This window comes from Neobacillus sp. DFD-2R, from assembly GCF_057747865.1.
Genome location: NZ_CM173228.1, coordinates 4,254,915 through 4,269,392, shown reverse-complemented (window position 1 = coordinate 4,269,392; position 14,478 = coordinate 4,254,915). Strand labels below are relative to the sequence as shown.

The following is a 14,478-nucleotide window of genomic DNA, read 5'->3' as shown; positions in this document are numbered from 1 at the left end:
AATCCTTTCCATGCAAAGTATTAATTTAATTGCGATGAAATTTCACCAGTATCTAAAAGATCAATCTTCACTTGAGTTTTAATCGGTATAGTTGAATAAACGGAATCCCAATTATTTTTAACCTGGTTCCACCGATCCAATTGTTTTCGATACAAAGTTTCTCCAAATCCACCAATATCAGTTTTTTTATTTTGCGTTTTTGCTATCAGCTGATTAATCTGTTTTTGAAGTTCATGTTCTGCATCATGTTCCAATCGGTCAATGCCTTGGACAGTAGAAGTGTCCATATTGCACGACACATCAGACAATTTACCTTTTATTTGAACCTGAAGAAGAAAGGAGGGAACTCCCTTTTTATTTTGCAAATGAATATCCGGTTTGCTTTGAACGCCTTTCCATGTCACATATCCCGACTGTTTACGGCACTTCGTTACCAATGTGGTATCGTCTATTTTAGTTCTGGTTAACGCATATAGGGTACTTTCCGATGAAGAAAGCCAGTATGATAATCGTTGATGCTGAAAAACGGCTAATCCATCCATCTCTAATATCGCATCCGGCGTCGCCTTTTCGATATTGCTTTTCGACATTCCCCTTGAGAGTTGCCCCTTTAAGGTGAGAAAAGGGATGGTTAGTTCCGTCCTATTCTGTTTTACCATTCCTGCTACTTTGTCGGCTGTCATATTCGAGAGTTCCCCCCAGGACTTCTGTCTTTGATTCAGCATTTCTTCAAATCTGCTTCCAGAAATTTTTTGAACTGGCGTAAAGATTTGAAGCAGCCTATCCGGTTTGACTCCCTTCGATATGATATACCTTATATTGGAAGGGAAATGGGCTTCTCGCAAAAAGTAATGATTAATGGAAGAAATTCCTTCGGATTTTACTAATGATTCCCCTATAATAGCCACTTCCGTATCATCCAAGAAAATTGACCGTGGTAATTTATAATGAATACGGTCGATGGCTTCAGGGAGCGTTCTACCTTGAACACTGTACGAATACGTACCTTGTTCCGCTGCTCCTTCTTTGCTGTTGGCGGCTGGATTATAGACTTGTATTGTCGCGATGTATCCTTTTTTACTTTTATCAATCCCAATCGCGGAAACAATGTAAATTTTATTTAACGTGTTGTCTTGAGCATATTTGCCGACTATATTAGCGATAACTAATCCTATTAACAGACAAATGGTAATATTTGATTTCGTATGTTTACGCTTCATCTGTCTCTTCCACCGTTTCTTCCTTCATAAATTGAGACTCATCGTTTGTCATCTCTTCCTGTGACAATTGAATCGCACTGTCTTTTAAATCATGAGCGACGACTGGAGCGAAAGGGGATAAATAGGGCACACCAAAGCTGCGCAAGGAACAAAGATGAAGCAAAAATACAAGCGACAATAAGGCGATTCCGTAAAAGCCGAGAGCCGCGCCGCCGCTAATAAAACTAAGGGTGATCGTTGCTGCCGGTGTTCGCAGTGAGGAAATTGGGATGACACTGATTAAAATATACGAAACAGAAGCAACAACTAAGCTGGCAGGTTCGACTAATTGTGATTCAATGGCAGACTGACCCAATATGATTCCCCCGAAAATGGACACCGTAACAGCAATATTTTGCGGTAACCGGGTAGAACTTTCGTTTATTGCTATAATTACAATGATCAAAACGGTTATTTCAAACGAGGTTGGAAATGGCACCAATTCTCGTTGTGATACAAACCCCAATAGAAGTTTGACGGGCAACAAGTTTGCATGGAAAGTCACAAACGCTACATACATCCCCGGAATATACAAAGCTATAAAATAGAGAAAACAACGAAGAAGGCGCGTATTTACAGGTCCTGTTTTCCCTATATAATAATCCTCGGGTGTTTGGAAAAATTGTATGAGAACCGCAGGAGCGATAAGGACATATGGAGAACCGTCTACAAAAATCGCGATTTTTCCTTCCAGCATTTCGCCCGCTACTACGTCGGGTCTATCAGTATTGAGCATGAGTGGGAAAAAAGACTTCGACTCCTTCGTCAGAACCATTTCAATGTAATTTGCTTCCAGCACGGCATCCAAATACAGGTTTTCGAGGCGCTCATAGATTGTCTCCAATATTTGCTTATCCACGATGTTTTCTATGTACATGACCGATACGTCTGTACGGGTGTTTGTTCCATACTGTTTGGTGGTTACTCTTACATTCGGATTTTTAATAATCTTCCTTACAAGAGAGATGTTGGTGCTTCTATTTTCGGAAAAACCGACATCAGGTCCTTTCGCGACCCGCTGCCCTTTCGGACTTTCGATGCTCCGTGCGTTCCATTTGGTTGTATCGGTTGAGAGAAACGTATTGATTCCTTCCACCATGACAAGAGTTTTGCCTGCAAGCAGCTCACTTGAAGCAAGTTTCATATTTTCCACGCGTGTAATATTTTTCGATTGAATGACAGCTGATTCCATAAAAGCAAGCAGTTCTTCATCCGTTTTAAAATGCGGTAGGTTGTATGTTAATAAAGGTTCTATTACGTATCGCTGAATAGAATTCGAATCAACGATCTCATCGATGAATAGAACTGCCGCTCTCCTATCTATACTAGTCAAAGTAACTTCTCTTGCTTGAAAATCAGAACTCTTCCCCAAAATAGCAGTTAAGGTTTGTATAGTGTGATGCAGAACATTTGATACCTCATTATTAACTTCCATTTTTACCACCGGATTCTTGTTGAATAGATAACTTATTTTACCTCGGGAGGTAGATAAGTATACAATCGGAAAGTGACAAATGTAATCCTATAAAATAGATTTCGCAAAATTAAACATAAACGATAGCTTTACAAACAGCCGTAAAACTAAAAGGAGAATTAATGGCAGTTATGAAAAGTAGGACATTTGTAATAAGTAGTAAGGAGGATCGGCAAATTATTTAAATTCAGACTGGTAATTTATTAAAACTAATATACAAGCTTCAAAATAATAAATCTTGTTAACGGGTGCGATTCTTCAATAACGAAGGATCGCTTTTTTTTACATAATGCCATATACATTTTTTAAACACCAAATACAATATTTCCTCATTTAGGTTTTAAATACCGAATCAATGATGGAAGCAATGTAGTATTTCCAGATATATTAAATATGTCGTACCCATTATTCGTTTTCATGATTTGCGTCATACGCATGCAACCATGCTATTTCAACAGAATATTAACCCAAAGGTAATACAAGAACGTCTTGGACATTCAAGAATTGGAATTACACTTGATATTTATAGTCACGTACTTCCAAGTATGCAAGTAGAGGTTGCCATGAAATTTGACGAAATGTTAGGGAATTTAACCATCATGTGACCAAATTTGTGGCCAAAATCTATTTACAATAGTTTGCCCCTTATAAATTAAGTGTTTTTTCATAAATTATGCCTTCGTGCTTGGAAGGCGGTGAAATAATGTCCACAACAACTTTAGAAGAAAAACAGTATCTTCTTCGGTTTAAGTGTGATACAAAATCTCATTTGACCGTACTCAACCATGACGTTTGTATGACAAAATGTCCTGATAAAATTTGTACAGTATTTTGCCCTGCAGAAGTTTACAAGTGGGAAGGTAACCGTATGCAGGTAGGCTATGAAGGCTACCATGAATGTGGAAGCTGCCGCATTGGTTGTCCTTATCAAAATATTAAATGGGAATATCCAAAAGGCGGTCATGGAATCGTTTTCCGGTTAGCATAGGAGGATAAACAGGGGTTCTAGACCATTACAAAAAGGTGCTGTTTGCAACACGCAAACAGCACCTTTTTTGGCTGATAAAAAAATTACCACTATATGTATGTTTTTTCACAAGTGAATATAAAAAAGAAGATGAAGCTGAGGAAATTGATTGAAGAGGATTAGCTTATTTTCTCTTGTAGGGCTGAGGAGAAGAGTTGATCATTTTTGCTATAGGTTTCAAACAAACGAGCCAGTTCGATGGCACTGTCAAAGCATTCCATACTTGCAGAAGAATAGAGTGGTTTTCTCCATTCGAAAGAACCTTCAGTATTGGATGGATAAATGCTCACTTTCCAGTGAAAATATTCCTTTGGTTGAGGTAGTTGTTCACTCTCCAGTGCAATAAGCCAGTGGGTTAACGGCGATAATTTTTGAGAACCGGATTCCATAAAGGCATTTCTGTCATTTAGTCCTATAGGAATTAATGCTTTTTGGTAAAAGTCACGTAGATTAGGGGTTTGCATGTTTATAACCCTCCTTTTTTTATTTCTATTTTTATTATATGAAAGTTTTTAAGTTTTTTTGATTATAAATGTTAAAAATTTTTGAATAATAAAAGCATTTTCATAAAAACCTCAAAAAAGCGGGTCACATCCTTTGTATAAAGTGACCCGAGTCACAACATAATTTAAAAGTATCTTTTATACTTGTTACAAAAATGAAACTTTAGAGGTGAATGATTGTGAGTGGCTGTATGAGTGCTATGGGAGGCATGTCTTCTGAAAATCTTTGTGAAGGACTAACACAATTAAAAGTGGAGCATCCGTCATTATTGGCGCAATTAGATGGACTGTATGAATTAACAAGGCAAATTGAAAAAGACTTAAACACTGACGCTAATTTTTCAACATTAATAACAAAAGTGAAGGAATTTAAAGCAGCTCTTGATCCTCATTCTGAAAGGGAAGAGGGTGTACTTTTTCCAATGATGGGTGTTTATATTGGAACAACCTCAGGACCGATTGCTGTCATGGAATATGAACATGATCAAGCAAAAGCTAAAATCGGAACCTTTCTTGAAAAGGCTGAAACAAGTAACCTAACTACGGAAGAAATGAAGCAGTTAGAAGAATTGATCAAAAATGCTTATTTTATCCTAACAGAACATTTTTCTAAAGAAGAAAATGTCTTGTTCCCGATGGCAGAAAGACTGCTAACTGATGAAGAAAAAGACGAATTATACCGGAAAATTCAGGACATTAAATAAAGGATAGGCTAAGCCTATCCTTTGTTTAATGTCCTTGATACCACTCACGGACCTTGTTATCATTTGGCAGCAGAAAAGCAGTTAATCCCAATAAAGGAAGAATCCCAATGCCGCAAACCATGGATTGGATACTAATTAAGTCTGCAATATAGCCCAACCCAACGGAACCAATGGCACCCATTCCAAAAGCGAGACCAACGGTAAGGCCTGACATCAATCCTATTTTCCCCGGGACAAGCTCCTGGGCATAAACAACAGTAACGGAAAAACTGGTCATTAGTATAAAACCTGTTAGAAGCAGAAAGATAAAAGCAACATATGACGGTACAAAAGGAATTAAGATAGAAAAGGGCACTGTTGCTAACATTGAAAAAGATATAATTCTTTTTTTGCCAAATCTGTCTGACAGTGGTCCTCCAAAAAAGGTCCCGAATGCTCCTGCTACTAAAAAGGCAAATAAGTATAACTGGGATTCTTTAATCGTCATCGAGTATACTTTTATCGCATAAAACGCATAAAAGTTGGTCATACCGGAGATATACCAGGATCTTGCAAAAATTAACAAAAGAATTAATGCTAAGGCTTTTTTAACATCTTTTGAAAGCACGGTCATGTTTGCCGAATTGGACTTTATTCTTTTAGTCCTGTGTGAAGTAACTGCTAATCTCTGATTATACCAGTTGGCGATATACACTAATAAAACAACTGCAAGGGCGGCCGCAATCGTAAACCATGATGCACCAATTTGACCTAAGGGGACCAATATTAATGCTGTTATAAGTGGAGCTAACGATTGACCCGTATTCCCTCCAACCTGATAAATCGATTGTGCAAGACCTCTCCTGTTCCCTGCAGCCATATAGGCTACTCTTGAGCCTTCAGGATGGAATACTGCGGAGCCGAGTCCAATGAATATGACAGACATTACAATCATTCCGAAGCTTGATGCAAAACCTAATCCAAGAATACCAAATAGTGTAATTGTAAGGCCAATTGGCAATGCGTAAGGCATTGGTTTCTTATCTGTAAAGATTCCGACAACCGGCTGCATGACAGATGAAACCATATTTAAGGAAAAAGCAATAATACCAAGCTGGGTGAATGTTAAGCCCATTGATTTTTCTAAAATTGGAAACATGGCCGGCACCACTGATTGAATGGCATCATTTAATAAATGGCAAAGCCCGATGATGAAAAGAATTTTATACACAGTAGATCCTGATGGATTGAGCGCCTTTGCAGGCAAAACAGCTTGTTGTGTCATAGCACTCTCCTTTTTATTAAATTCGTAAATTTTTTCTATACTTATCATACAAAATTTCTGTTTAGAAGAAAAAGGATTTATTTCTAAATTCGAAAGAAAAAACATCTGCTCCACTTTTTGAGTAAAGAAAACTGTTTTTTAGGGCAAATTGACACTCTATGAAAAATTTTTTATAATTAATTTGAAATTGAGATAATTAAAGGGTGAATTTTATGGAAAATGATTCAATATCCCAATCATTAAAACTATTTATTGTACTTTCAAGAGCATATAAAGCGATAAATGAACACGTAAATAAAGTTATACAAGCTAGTGGGTTAAATCCAACTGAATTTGCAGTTTTAGAGCTTTTATACCATAAAGGTGATCAGCCGATGCAGCAAATTGGAGGTAAAATTTTGCTTGCCAGTGGAAGTATCACATACGTGGTCGATAAGCTGGAACAAAAAGGAATGCTTAAGAGGATTGCCTGTCCAAAAGATCGTCGGGTTACCTATGCTCAGATAACTGAAGAAGGAAAGAAGTTTATCGGGGAGATTTTCCCTGAACATGCGGAGCAAATACACAATCTGATGTCGAGTCTCACAGAAGTTGAAAAAAGTGAAGCAATTGATTTGTTAAAAAAATTAGGTTTACCTGCGGGAAAATTTTAATACGGCGATTTCGCCGTATTTTTTTTGGTTAGAGGAATATTAATAAATAGTGTCGAAATGATAGTTGCAATAATAGGAAAAAGGAGTTGTCTATATGAGATTTGAGAATTATACATATAAACGTCCAGATCTGGAGGAAATATCAGTAAACTTTAATACTGCGATAGAGAAATTCAATAATTCTTCGACGGTAGAAGAACAAAGTAAGGCAATGAATGAGGTAAATCAACTTAGAAATGATCTCGGTACGATGTTCAACCTTGTGCATATCCGTCATTCCATTGATACTAACGATGAGTTTTATAAAACAGAACAAGATATCATGGATGATATCCAACCTGAAGTAGAAGGTTTAGTAACTAAGTATTATCAAGCATTAGTTAATTCAAAATTCCGGACTGAATTAGAAGAAAAATGGGGAAATCAGCTTTTTGCTTTGGCTGAGGGACAGCTTAAGACATTTAAACCAATAATTATTCCATTACTTCAAAAGGAAAATCGCTTATCCACGGAATATACGAAACTTCTTGCCTCGGCAAAAATTAATTTTAAAGGCGAAGAAAGAACACTTGCCCAATTAGAACCGTTTACTGAATCCACAGATAGAGAGGTGCGAAAGCAGGCTAATGAAGCGAAATTTGGTTTTTTAGCAGAGCATGAAGATGAGCTTGATCGAATTTATGATGATCTTGTTAAGGTCAGGACAGAAATTGCACAAAAGCTCGGATATAAAAATTTTGTTGAGCTTGGTTATTACCGAATGATGAGGACAGATTATAATTCTGAAATGGTTGCGAATTTCCGTGGGCAAGTAAAAGATTTTATTGTCCCTATAGCAACTAAGTTAAAAACACGGCAAAGAGAAAGAATTGGTTTAGATCAATTAAAATATTATGATGAAGGCTTCAATTTTCAGTCAGGAAATGCTGTCCCAAAAGGAACACCGGAATGGATTATTGAAAATGGTCAGAAAATGTATAGAGAGCTTTCGACGGAAACAGGGACCTTCTTTCAGTTTATGCAGGAAAATAACTTAATGGACCTCGTTGCCAAAAAAGGTAAAGCGGGCGGCGGGTATTGTACTTACATTGAAAACTACAAGTCTCCGTTTATTTTTTCCAATTTTAACGGTACATCAGGGGATATTGATGTGTTAACACATGAAGCAGGTCATGCCTTTCAGGTATATTCAAGCCGTCACTTTGAGATTCCTGAATACTATTGGCCAACATACGAAGCTTGTGAAATCCATTCGATGAGTATGGAATTCTTCACATGGCCTTGGATGGAGCTGTTCTTTGAAGAAGATACCGATAAATACAAGTTTTCTCATTTAAGTGATGCTTTATTATTCCTTCCTTACGGAGTTTCAGTTGATGAATTCCAGCATTGGGTTTACGAAAATCCGGAAGCAACTCCAAAAGAGAGAAAATTGAAGTGGCGGGAGATTGAGAAAAAGTATTTACCCCATAAAGATTATGATGGAAATAAGTATTTAGAAAACGGCGGTTTCTGGCAGCGTCAAAGTCATATTTATAATTCGCCATTTTATTATATTGACTATACCCTTGCACAAATTTGTGCTTTCCAGTTTTGGAAACGGTCAAGGGAAAATCAGGAAGAGGCATGGGCAGATTATGTGAATCTTTGTAAGCTGGGTGGAAGCATGTCGTTTACAAAGCTGGTTGAAGCAGCAAACTTAATTTCACCTTTTGAAGCCGGTTGTGTAGAATCAGTGGTTTGTGTGATTGAGAATTGGTTAAATTCTGTTGATGATAAAAAACTATAAAAGTAAAGCGAAGCCTTTTTGGCTTCGCTTTACTTTTATAGGTCAATTTTTTCTGCTTGAAGGTTTATTTCACCATCTTTTAAAATGGCCTTTAGTCTTTTTATATTCTGCTGGTCCAGGATAAAATCGGCAATCCGATCTTCAAGTTGTTCCTGAATGACCCTGCGGAGCGGACGAGCACCAAAGGCCGGATGATAGCCAAGTTCAGCTAACTTTTCTTTTGTATCCGATGAAATAGTTAATTCAATGTTTTGCTCGAGTAGTGCTTCTTGTAACTCGCTAATTAACAAATCAACGATATGCATAATGTGTTCTTTTTTAAGTGTATTAAATTCAATAATACTATCAAAACGATTCAAGAACTCCGGTTTAAAGAAACCGCCAAGAGAGTCAAGAATCGATGCTTCTTCTACAGCTTCATTTGTTCCAAAGCCTACATGAACTGTTTTATGGTGGGCTCCCGCATTACTTGTCATAATGATGACCGTATCCTTAAAGCTTACGGTTCTACCTTGGCTATCTGTAAGACGCCCATCTTCGAGAATTTGTAAAAACATATGTTGCACATCCGGATGTGCTTTTTCAATTTCATCTAATAAAATAATACTGTAGGGGTTCCTACGTACTTTTTCAGTAAGCTGTCCTGCTTCATCGTGTCCTACATAGCCGGGTGGTGAACCGATTAATTTGGAAACACTGTGTTTTTCCATATATTCACTCATATCTAAGCGTACCAATGAATCTTTAAAACCGAATAATTCTTCGGCAAGGGTTTTTGTCAGCTCTGTTTTCCCAACACCGGTTGGCCCTACGAATAAGAAAGACCCAATCGGACGGTTTTTTGATTTTAAGCCAGCCCTGCTTCTTCTAATAGCCTTGGCTACTTTTTTGACCGCGTTTTCCTGACCTATCACTTTTTTATTAAGATTCTCTTCAAGAAGTTTCATTCTAAGCTGTTCATCTTCTTGAAGTTTTCCAACTGGAATACCTGTTTTTTGTTCAATGATTTCTTGGATATGGAATACTTCAACAATAGTTTTTTCTGAATTTGAAACTGTTATTAAAGACTTTTCTAGCTTAGTTTCCTCATCGCGGAGAGATGCAGCCAGCTCATAATTTTCATTTTTAAGAGCAGCTTCTTTTTCCATGATAATCTCTTTTAACCTATTCTCAATTTGTTCAGTGCTTTTGCCATCCGAAGTTAAATTTAATTTTGATCCTGACTCGTCTAATAAATCAATTGCCTTATCAGGTAAGAAACGGTCTGGAATATACCGATGAGAAAGTTGTACACACGCTTGAATCGCATCTTCAGAGTACCTTACTTCATGGTATTCTTCATATTTTTTCTGAATCCCCTTCAAAATTTCGATAGCTGCTTCCGGCGTTGGTTCAAGAACATGAACGGGTTGGAAGCGGCGTTCTAATGCCGAATCTTTTTCAATTTGCCGGTATTCCTTCAAAGTTGTTGCCCCAACGAGCTGTAGTTCTCCCCGTGCTAATGCAGGCTTCAAAATATTTCCTGCATCCATCGATCCTTCTGCTGAGCCGGCCCCGACTAAAAGATGAATTTCGTCGATAAATAGAATGATATTCTTGCGTTCCTGCAATTCAGTAATAAGTTGTTTCATTCTTTCCTCAAATTGACCGCGAATTCCTGTATTGGCAACAAGTGATGCCACATCAAGAAGGTAAACCTCTTTATTTCGTAATTTTACAGGAACTTGACCTTCCACTATCATCATTGCCAAACCTTCAGCGATCGCTGTTTTACCAACACCCGGTTCCCCAATTAAAACCGGATTATTTTTGTTTCTACGATTTAAAATTTCGATCACACGCTTAATTTCCTCATCACGACCGATAACCGGATCAATTAATCCTGCTTTTGCCATTTGCGTCAAATTTCGGCCCACTTGATCTAATAAGCCGGCGACATGTGAGGACTTTCCATTTATTTGTGAAGCTGGCATGCCCTTACTATGTTGATTTCCCGGCGTATTATTAGGAATAAAAAAATCTTCAAAAGGAAAACCTGGAAAACTATTCGGTCCCATACTTACACCAAGTGAATTTTTTTCCTTAGCATAGCATTCTTGACATAGTTTCAATTCTTTGTGCTGTCCATTTATCATTAGCCTTAATTGGATATTTGCTTGGTTATTATTGCATAAATGACAAAGCATAAATAAAACCTCCTAATTTAATCATGATTGAAAGTTTATTGACTTTGACTATATTTGACCTTCGTGAGAACAGTATACTCTGACCATTTTTGACTTTCAAGATTTTTGCACTAGTAATTTATACCACTCATTGAAAAAAAGCTCGTCTTTGTTTGTCCTTTCACTCATATAGTGAGGATGAGGGGGAGATGAAGTGAAAAAGAATTGGACAGCAGCTTTCCAAATTGCGGCCGTCTACGTTGGGACAGTTGTCGGTGCGGGATTTGCCACCGGAAAGGAAATCGTAGAATTTTTTTCGCGGTTTGGTTTGTTTGGCTTTATTAGTATTTTATTGAGCGGCTACCTCCTTGTGTTTCTAGGTTCAAAATTAATGAGAATAGCTGCTCACATTAAAGCAGAATCATATCAAGAATTTAATGAATACTTATTTGGAAAATGGGCGGGTAAGGGAATAAATATAATTATGTTATTTATGTTGCTAGGAGTAAGTGCAGTTATGCTTGCAGGTGCAGGTGCTGTATTTGAAGAACAGCTTGGACTGCCAAAAGATATTGGCGTTTTTCTGACTATTTTCCTTTCAATTATTGTAATGCTCATTGGTATAAAAGGGCTTTTTGCAGTAAATACATTTGTTGTCCCGTTAATGATTACCTTTAGCTTGATGTTAATGGTTTTTTCAGTTCGAATGCCCCATTTTGTGAATCAGCTACTGTTTGTTCCGCACGCAGATGATGGATGGAAAAGTGTGTTGGCTCCATTTTCGTATACTGCCTTTAATCTGGCACTGGCACAAGCAGTATTGGTGCCAATTGCAACCGAAATTAAAGATGACTGGACAATTAAGTGGGGAGGAAGAATTGGCGGTGCTGCATTGACGGTTATCCTTTTAGCAAGTCATTTTACCTTGATTATGCTTCCTGACCTTGAACAATATGAAATTCCGATGGCAATCATAATGAAGAAATTCGCTCCGTTTTTCTATTGGATCTTTGTTCTTGTTATTTATGGTGAAATTTTTACTTCGGTGATAGGTAACGTCTTCGGCCTTGAACGTCAGTTGAAACAATATCTATTAGTACCAACTATCGTCTCGATTTCCGCCATATTTGGTGTTTCCTATATCATAAGTCTTGTTGACTATGGGAAGCTCCTTTCCTATCTTTATCCGCTGTTTGGATATGTCAGCCTTATTTTTTTTGTTTTACTTTGGATGAAGCCATTAGCACAGATTGAAGAGAAATAGCTTGATCTCCCAAAATAAAAAAAGCGCTGATCTCATCAGACGCTTTTTCTATTTCAAAGGTAAAATGATAAAAATCATGATGTCAAAAACTAAATGAGAAACAATGACCAAGGGCATGCTTTTTTTCCAAAAATAGACGAATCCCCAGAAAATGCCGGAAATAAAGGTGGCAAAAATTAAGATAAAGGAGCCGGGATAGATATGAACAGATGCGTATAGAAGAGAAGCAATCAAAATACTTTTAATTGGTCCAAAGTATGATAATAGCCTTTTTTGTATAAATCCCCTCCAAAAAAGCTCTTCTCCCGGTGCCGCAACCAGTACAAGTGCTAGGTACTGCCAGAAAATCGTTGGTGCAAACCAGCGATAAAGTCTGCTAATACTATTGATAAATGGAAGATGAAGTATCCCAATGGCATGATAACCAAGCCAAAAAATAATATATAGAAGCAGTCCGAACATTGTTCCAAGGAATATATAATTAAAAAATGGCGCCTCGTCATCAACCTCTACTTGAAGCATTGCGTATGTAATTAACACAAGCAATGATGCGGAAAAAATATACCAAAATATTGTTTTATCCTGAAATGAAAAAAATAAAAGAAAATGAGCAATGACCAATCCAAAAATTAGACGAAAGTCAATGGGACGTTTCTTCATTATGACAAGCCCCTTTCCTAACAATAAAATTTATTTTAGCAAAAAAAAATGGGGAAAGGAAATGATTTCATCCAAGATTTCATTAGAATTCTATGATAAAAAAAGAAATTTTGAAAAAAATAAAAAAATGAAGGGAGTGAATCTTATGAGCAAATCAAAAAGTGAACAAGAACGGGAATGGACTGTTCGGAAACAGGATCAAAATCCACATGGAAAAGTAAAATCTTTAAAGCAAATCTCTAAAGAAGCAGGGAAAGAATAATAATAATTCTGAAAAAATCAAAAAAGAAAAGGCAGCCCCGGACTGCCTTTTCAGTCATTCTATTAATTTAATAAGCGCTTTCTTTTACAATCTTATAGTTTTTATGATTAACTACTGTACGCTGATCCAATTCTAAGTCACGGTAATTATCCATAAATGTTAGGTCGACTATTACAGAATTTTCATTTACTTTCTCCACAATCCCTTGTAAGCCACCACGGAATTCGATGATATTCCCCACTTCTGCTTTCTTCATTAGTCTCTCTCCTTTACCTGACAAACTATAAATAAAATCCAGTTAAATAACAGTTTGCACTACTTTTCCAATTTCGTAAAGGCTTTTATTTGACAATTTGGTTAATTATTTTGAAAATAGTAATAAAATTGATAAGAAAATAGAAAACGCTTACAAATAAAATATTTTTGCAGTATAAAATTTCCTCGGGAATATAGGCAGACCTTGACTTATGGAAAAAGAGTTAAGATAAAATATATAATATGTAAAAGGTGGTGGTATTGTTGAAGGAAGATTTGATAAATGATATTTTAAATCGTCTCATGACAGGGGATTTATCTGAGTACTATGTAAAGAATGAGGACTTTATGGAGTTTCGCCAGGTTTTAGTAAAGAGAAAAGACTTTAAACATTTTCGCGGCATTGGTCAGAGGGGTGGAGATGTATTATATCAATATTTGGAAAATCCCCGAAGTTAATTGAGGATATTGTAAGGAAGGAATACAAAAACATGGAACAAAAAATTTTACCGGCATCAGCAAACATGAAGGAATTTGAACGTTTTTTACAAAGCTCCTTCGAAATCGGCGTTTTTTTAGACATGCATATTGCTCAATTAAAAAATATTAATTTGATGGCGAAACAAAGTGGAAAGAAAATGATTTATCATGTCGATTTAATTCATGGAATTAAAAATGATGAGTATGCAACAGAATATATTTGCCAAGAATTCAAACCATATGGCTTGATCTCGACAAAAGCAAGTGTTATTCAGAAGGCAAAACAAAAAGGTGTAATTGCGGTGCAAAGAATATTCCTAATTGATAGTCATGCACTCGAAAAAAGTTACAAATTAATTGAAAAAACAAAACCGGATTATATTGAAGTGCTCCCCGGTGCTATGCCGGGAATGATAACGGAAGTAAAAGAGAGGGTGAAAACTCCTATTTTTGCCGGAGGCTTGATTCGTACTCCCGAAGAGGTTCAGAATGCTTTAAATGCCGGTGCCTCAGCCATTACAACCTCAAAAAGGGAATTGTGGGACTTATTTGGTAATTGATGTTGATAAAATACTTACTATTTTTATAGAAAAAATATTGACACCGCTTTCATAACTATTTATACTCAATTTAACAAGTTAATAATTTGTGACGGAGATAAGGAGATTCACGCAGAAACCCAATTTTGGGTTCATTCTGTCGTGAATCTCTTTTTTTCG

Annotated in this window: 15 protein-coding genes and 1 pseudogene; 9 read left to right on the top strand and 7 right to left on the bottom strand. The window is 36.7% G+C overall.

Annotated features, from left to right (window positions below):
* Positions 1-20: 20 nt before the first annotated feature.
* A complete protein-coding gene (locus AC3ANV_RS21360) occupies positions 21-1,220 on the bottom strand; it encodes a Ger(x)C family spore germination protein (protein WP_488310668.1) in 1,200 nt (399 codons plus the stop codon).
* The gene (locus AC3ANV_RS21355) at positions 1,210-2,694 is read right to left on the bottom strand and encodes a spore germination protein (RefSeq protein WP_488310667.1); all 1,485 of its coding nucleotides are present in this window, start codon (positions 2,692-2,694) and stop codon (positions 1,210-1,212) included. Before AC3ANV_RS21355 ends, AC3ANV_RS21360 begins: the two co-directional genes overlap by 11 nt.
* 428 nt (positions 2,695-3,122) lie before the next feature.
* On the opposite strand from AC3ANV_RS21355, the pseudogene AC3ANV_RS21350 reads away from it, so the two are divergent.
* A pseudogene (locus tag AC3ANV_RS21350) lies at positions 3,123-3,338 on the top strand (tyrosine-type recombinase/integrase); the annotation flags it as partial.
* Between the two features lie 98 nt (positions 3,339-3,436).
* Positions 3,437-3,721, top strand: a complete 285-nt coding sequence (locus AC3ANV_RS21345; protein WP_488310666.1) for a ferredoxin family protein — start codon at positions 3,437-3,439, stop codon at positions 3,719-3,721.
* Between the two features lie 158 nt (positions 3,722-3,879).
* On the opposite strand, the gene AC3ANV_RS21340 is transcribed toward AC3ANV_RS21345, so the two are convergent.
* Entirely contained in the window at positions 3,880-4,224 is a 345-nt protein-coding gene (locus AC3ANV_RS21340) for a hypothetical protein (protein ID WP_488310665.1), read from the bottom strand.
* A gap of 212 nt (positions 4,225-4,436) precedes the next feature.
* Here AC3ANV_RS21340 and AC3ANV_RS21335 point away from each other — a divergent pair, with 212 nt between their 5' ends.
* Positions 4,437-4,967 carry a hemerythrin domain-containing protein gene (locus AC3ANV_RS21335; protein ID WP_488310664.1) on the top strand — a complete coding sequence of 177 codons (531 nt, stop codon included), beginning with the start codon at positions 4,437-4,439 and terminating at the stop codon, positions 4,965-4,967.
* 25 nt (positions 4,968-4,992) lie between these two features.
* Here AC3ANV_RS21335 and AC3ANV_RS21330 read toward each other — a convergent pair whose 3' ends face one another.
* A complete protein-coding gene (locus AC3ANV_RS21330) occupies positions 4,993-6,231 on the bottom strand; it encodes an MFS transporter (protein ID WP_488310663.1) in 1,239 nt (412 codons plus the stop codon).
* A 212-nt stretch (positions 6,232-6,443) separates the two neighbouring features.
* Here AC3ANV_RS21330 and AC3ANV_RS21325 point away from each other — a divergent pair, with 212 nt between their 5' ends.
* Positions 6,444-6,884, top strand: coding sequence for a MarR family winged helix-turn-helix transcriptional regulator (locus AC3ANV_RS21325; RefSeq protein WP_488310662.1), 441 nt, complete (start codon positions 6,444-6,446; stop codon positions 6,882-6,884).
* 94 nt (positions 6,885-6,978) lie between these two features.
* Positions 6,979-8,673 (top strand): M3 family oligoendopeptidase, encoded by a 1,695-nt coding sequence (locus AC3ANV_RS21320; RefSeq protein WP_488310661.1) that lies wholly within the window; start codon positions 6,979-6,981, stop codon positions 8,671-8,673.
* A 35-nt stretch (positions 8,674-8,708) separates the two neighbouring features.
* Here AC3ANV_RS21320 and AC3ANV_RS21315 read toward each other — a convergent pair whose 3' ends face one another.
* Positions 8,709-10,859: an ATP-dependent Clp protease ATP-binding subunit gene (locus AC3ANV_RS21315; RefSeq protein WP_488310660.1), complete on the bottom strand. Its 2,151-nt coding sequence runs from the start codon at positions 10,857-10,859 to the stop codon at positions 8,709-8,711.
* Between the two features lie 193 nt (positions 10,860-11,052).
* Here AC3ANV_RS21315 and AC3ANV_RS21310 point away from each other — a divergent pair, with 193 nt between their 5' ends.
* Positions 11,053-12,102: a YkvI family membrane protein gene (locus tag AC3ANV_RS21310; RefSeq protein ID WP_488310659.1), complete on the top strand. Its 1,050-nt coding sequence runs from the start codon at positions 11,053-11,055 to the stop codon at positions 12,100-12,102.
* A gap of 48 nt (positions 12,103-12,150) precedes the next feature.
* On the opposite strand, the gene AC3ANV_RS21305 is transcribed toward AC3ANV_RS21310, so the two are convergent.
* On the bottom strand, positions 12,151-12,762 hold the full coding sequence (locus AC3ANV_RS21305; RefSeq protein WP_488310658.1) for a CPBP family intramembrane glutamic endopeptidase: 612 nt from the start codon (positions 12,760-12,762) through the stop codon (positions 12,151-12,153).
* A 145-nt stretch (positions 12,763-12,907) separates the two neighbouring features.
* Here AC3ANV_RS21305 and AC3ANV_RS21300 point away from each other — a divergent pair, with 145 nt between their 5' ends.
* Positions 12,908-13,024: a DUF6254 family protein gene (locus AC3ANV_RS21300; RefSeq protein WP_488310657.1), complete on the top strand. Its 117-nt coding sequence runs from the start codon at positions 12,908-12,910 to the stop codon at positions 13,022-13,024.
* A 67-nt stretch (positions 13,025-13,091) separates the two neighbouring features.
* Here AC3ANV_RS21300 and AC3ANV_RS21295 read toward each other — a convergent pair whose 3' ends face one another.
* On the bottom strand, positions 13,092-13,280 hold the full coding sequence (locus AC3ANV_RS21295) for a YkvS family protein (RefSeq protein WP_488310656.1): 189 nt from the start codon (positions 13,278-13,280) through the stop codon (positions 13,092-13,094).
* A 302-nt stretch (positions 13,281-13,582) separates the two neighbouring features.
* On the opposite strand from AC3ANV_RS21295, the gene AC3ANV_RS21290 reads away from it, so the two are divergent.
* Together AC3ANV_RS21290 and AC3ANV_RS21285 are read left to right on the top strand one after the other, a co-directional pair.
* Positions 13,583-13,738 (top strand): hypothetical protein, encoded by a 156-nt coding sequence (locus AC3ANV_RS21290; RefSeq protein WP_488314294.1) that lies wholly within the window; start codon positions 13,583-13,585, stop codon positions 13,736-13,738.
* Positions 13,739-13,770: 32 nt separating this feature from the next.
* Positions 13,771-14,319, top strand: coding sequence for a glycerol-3-phosphate responsive antiterminator (locus AC3ANV_RS21285; RefSeq protein WP_488310655.1), 549 nt, complete (start codon positions 13,771-13,773; stop codon positions 14,317-14,319).
* Positions 14,320-14,478 lie beyond the last annotated feature (159 nt).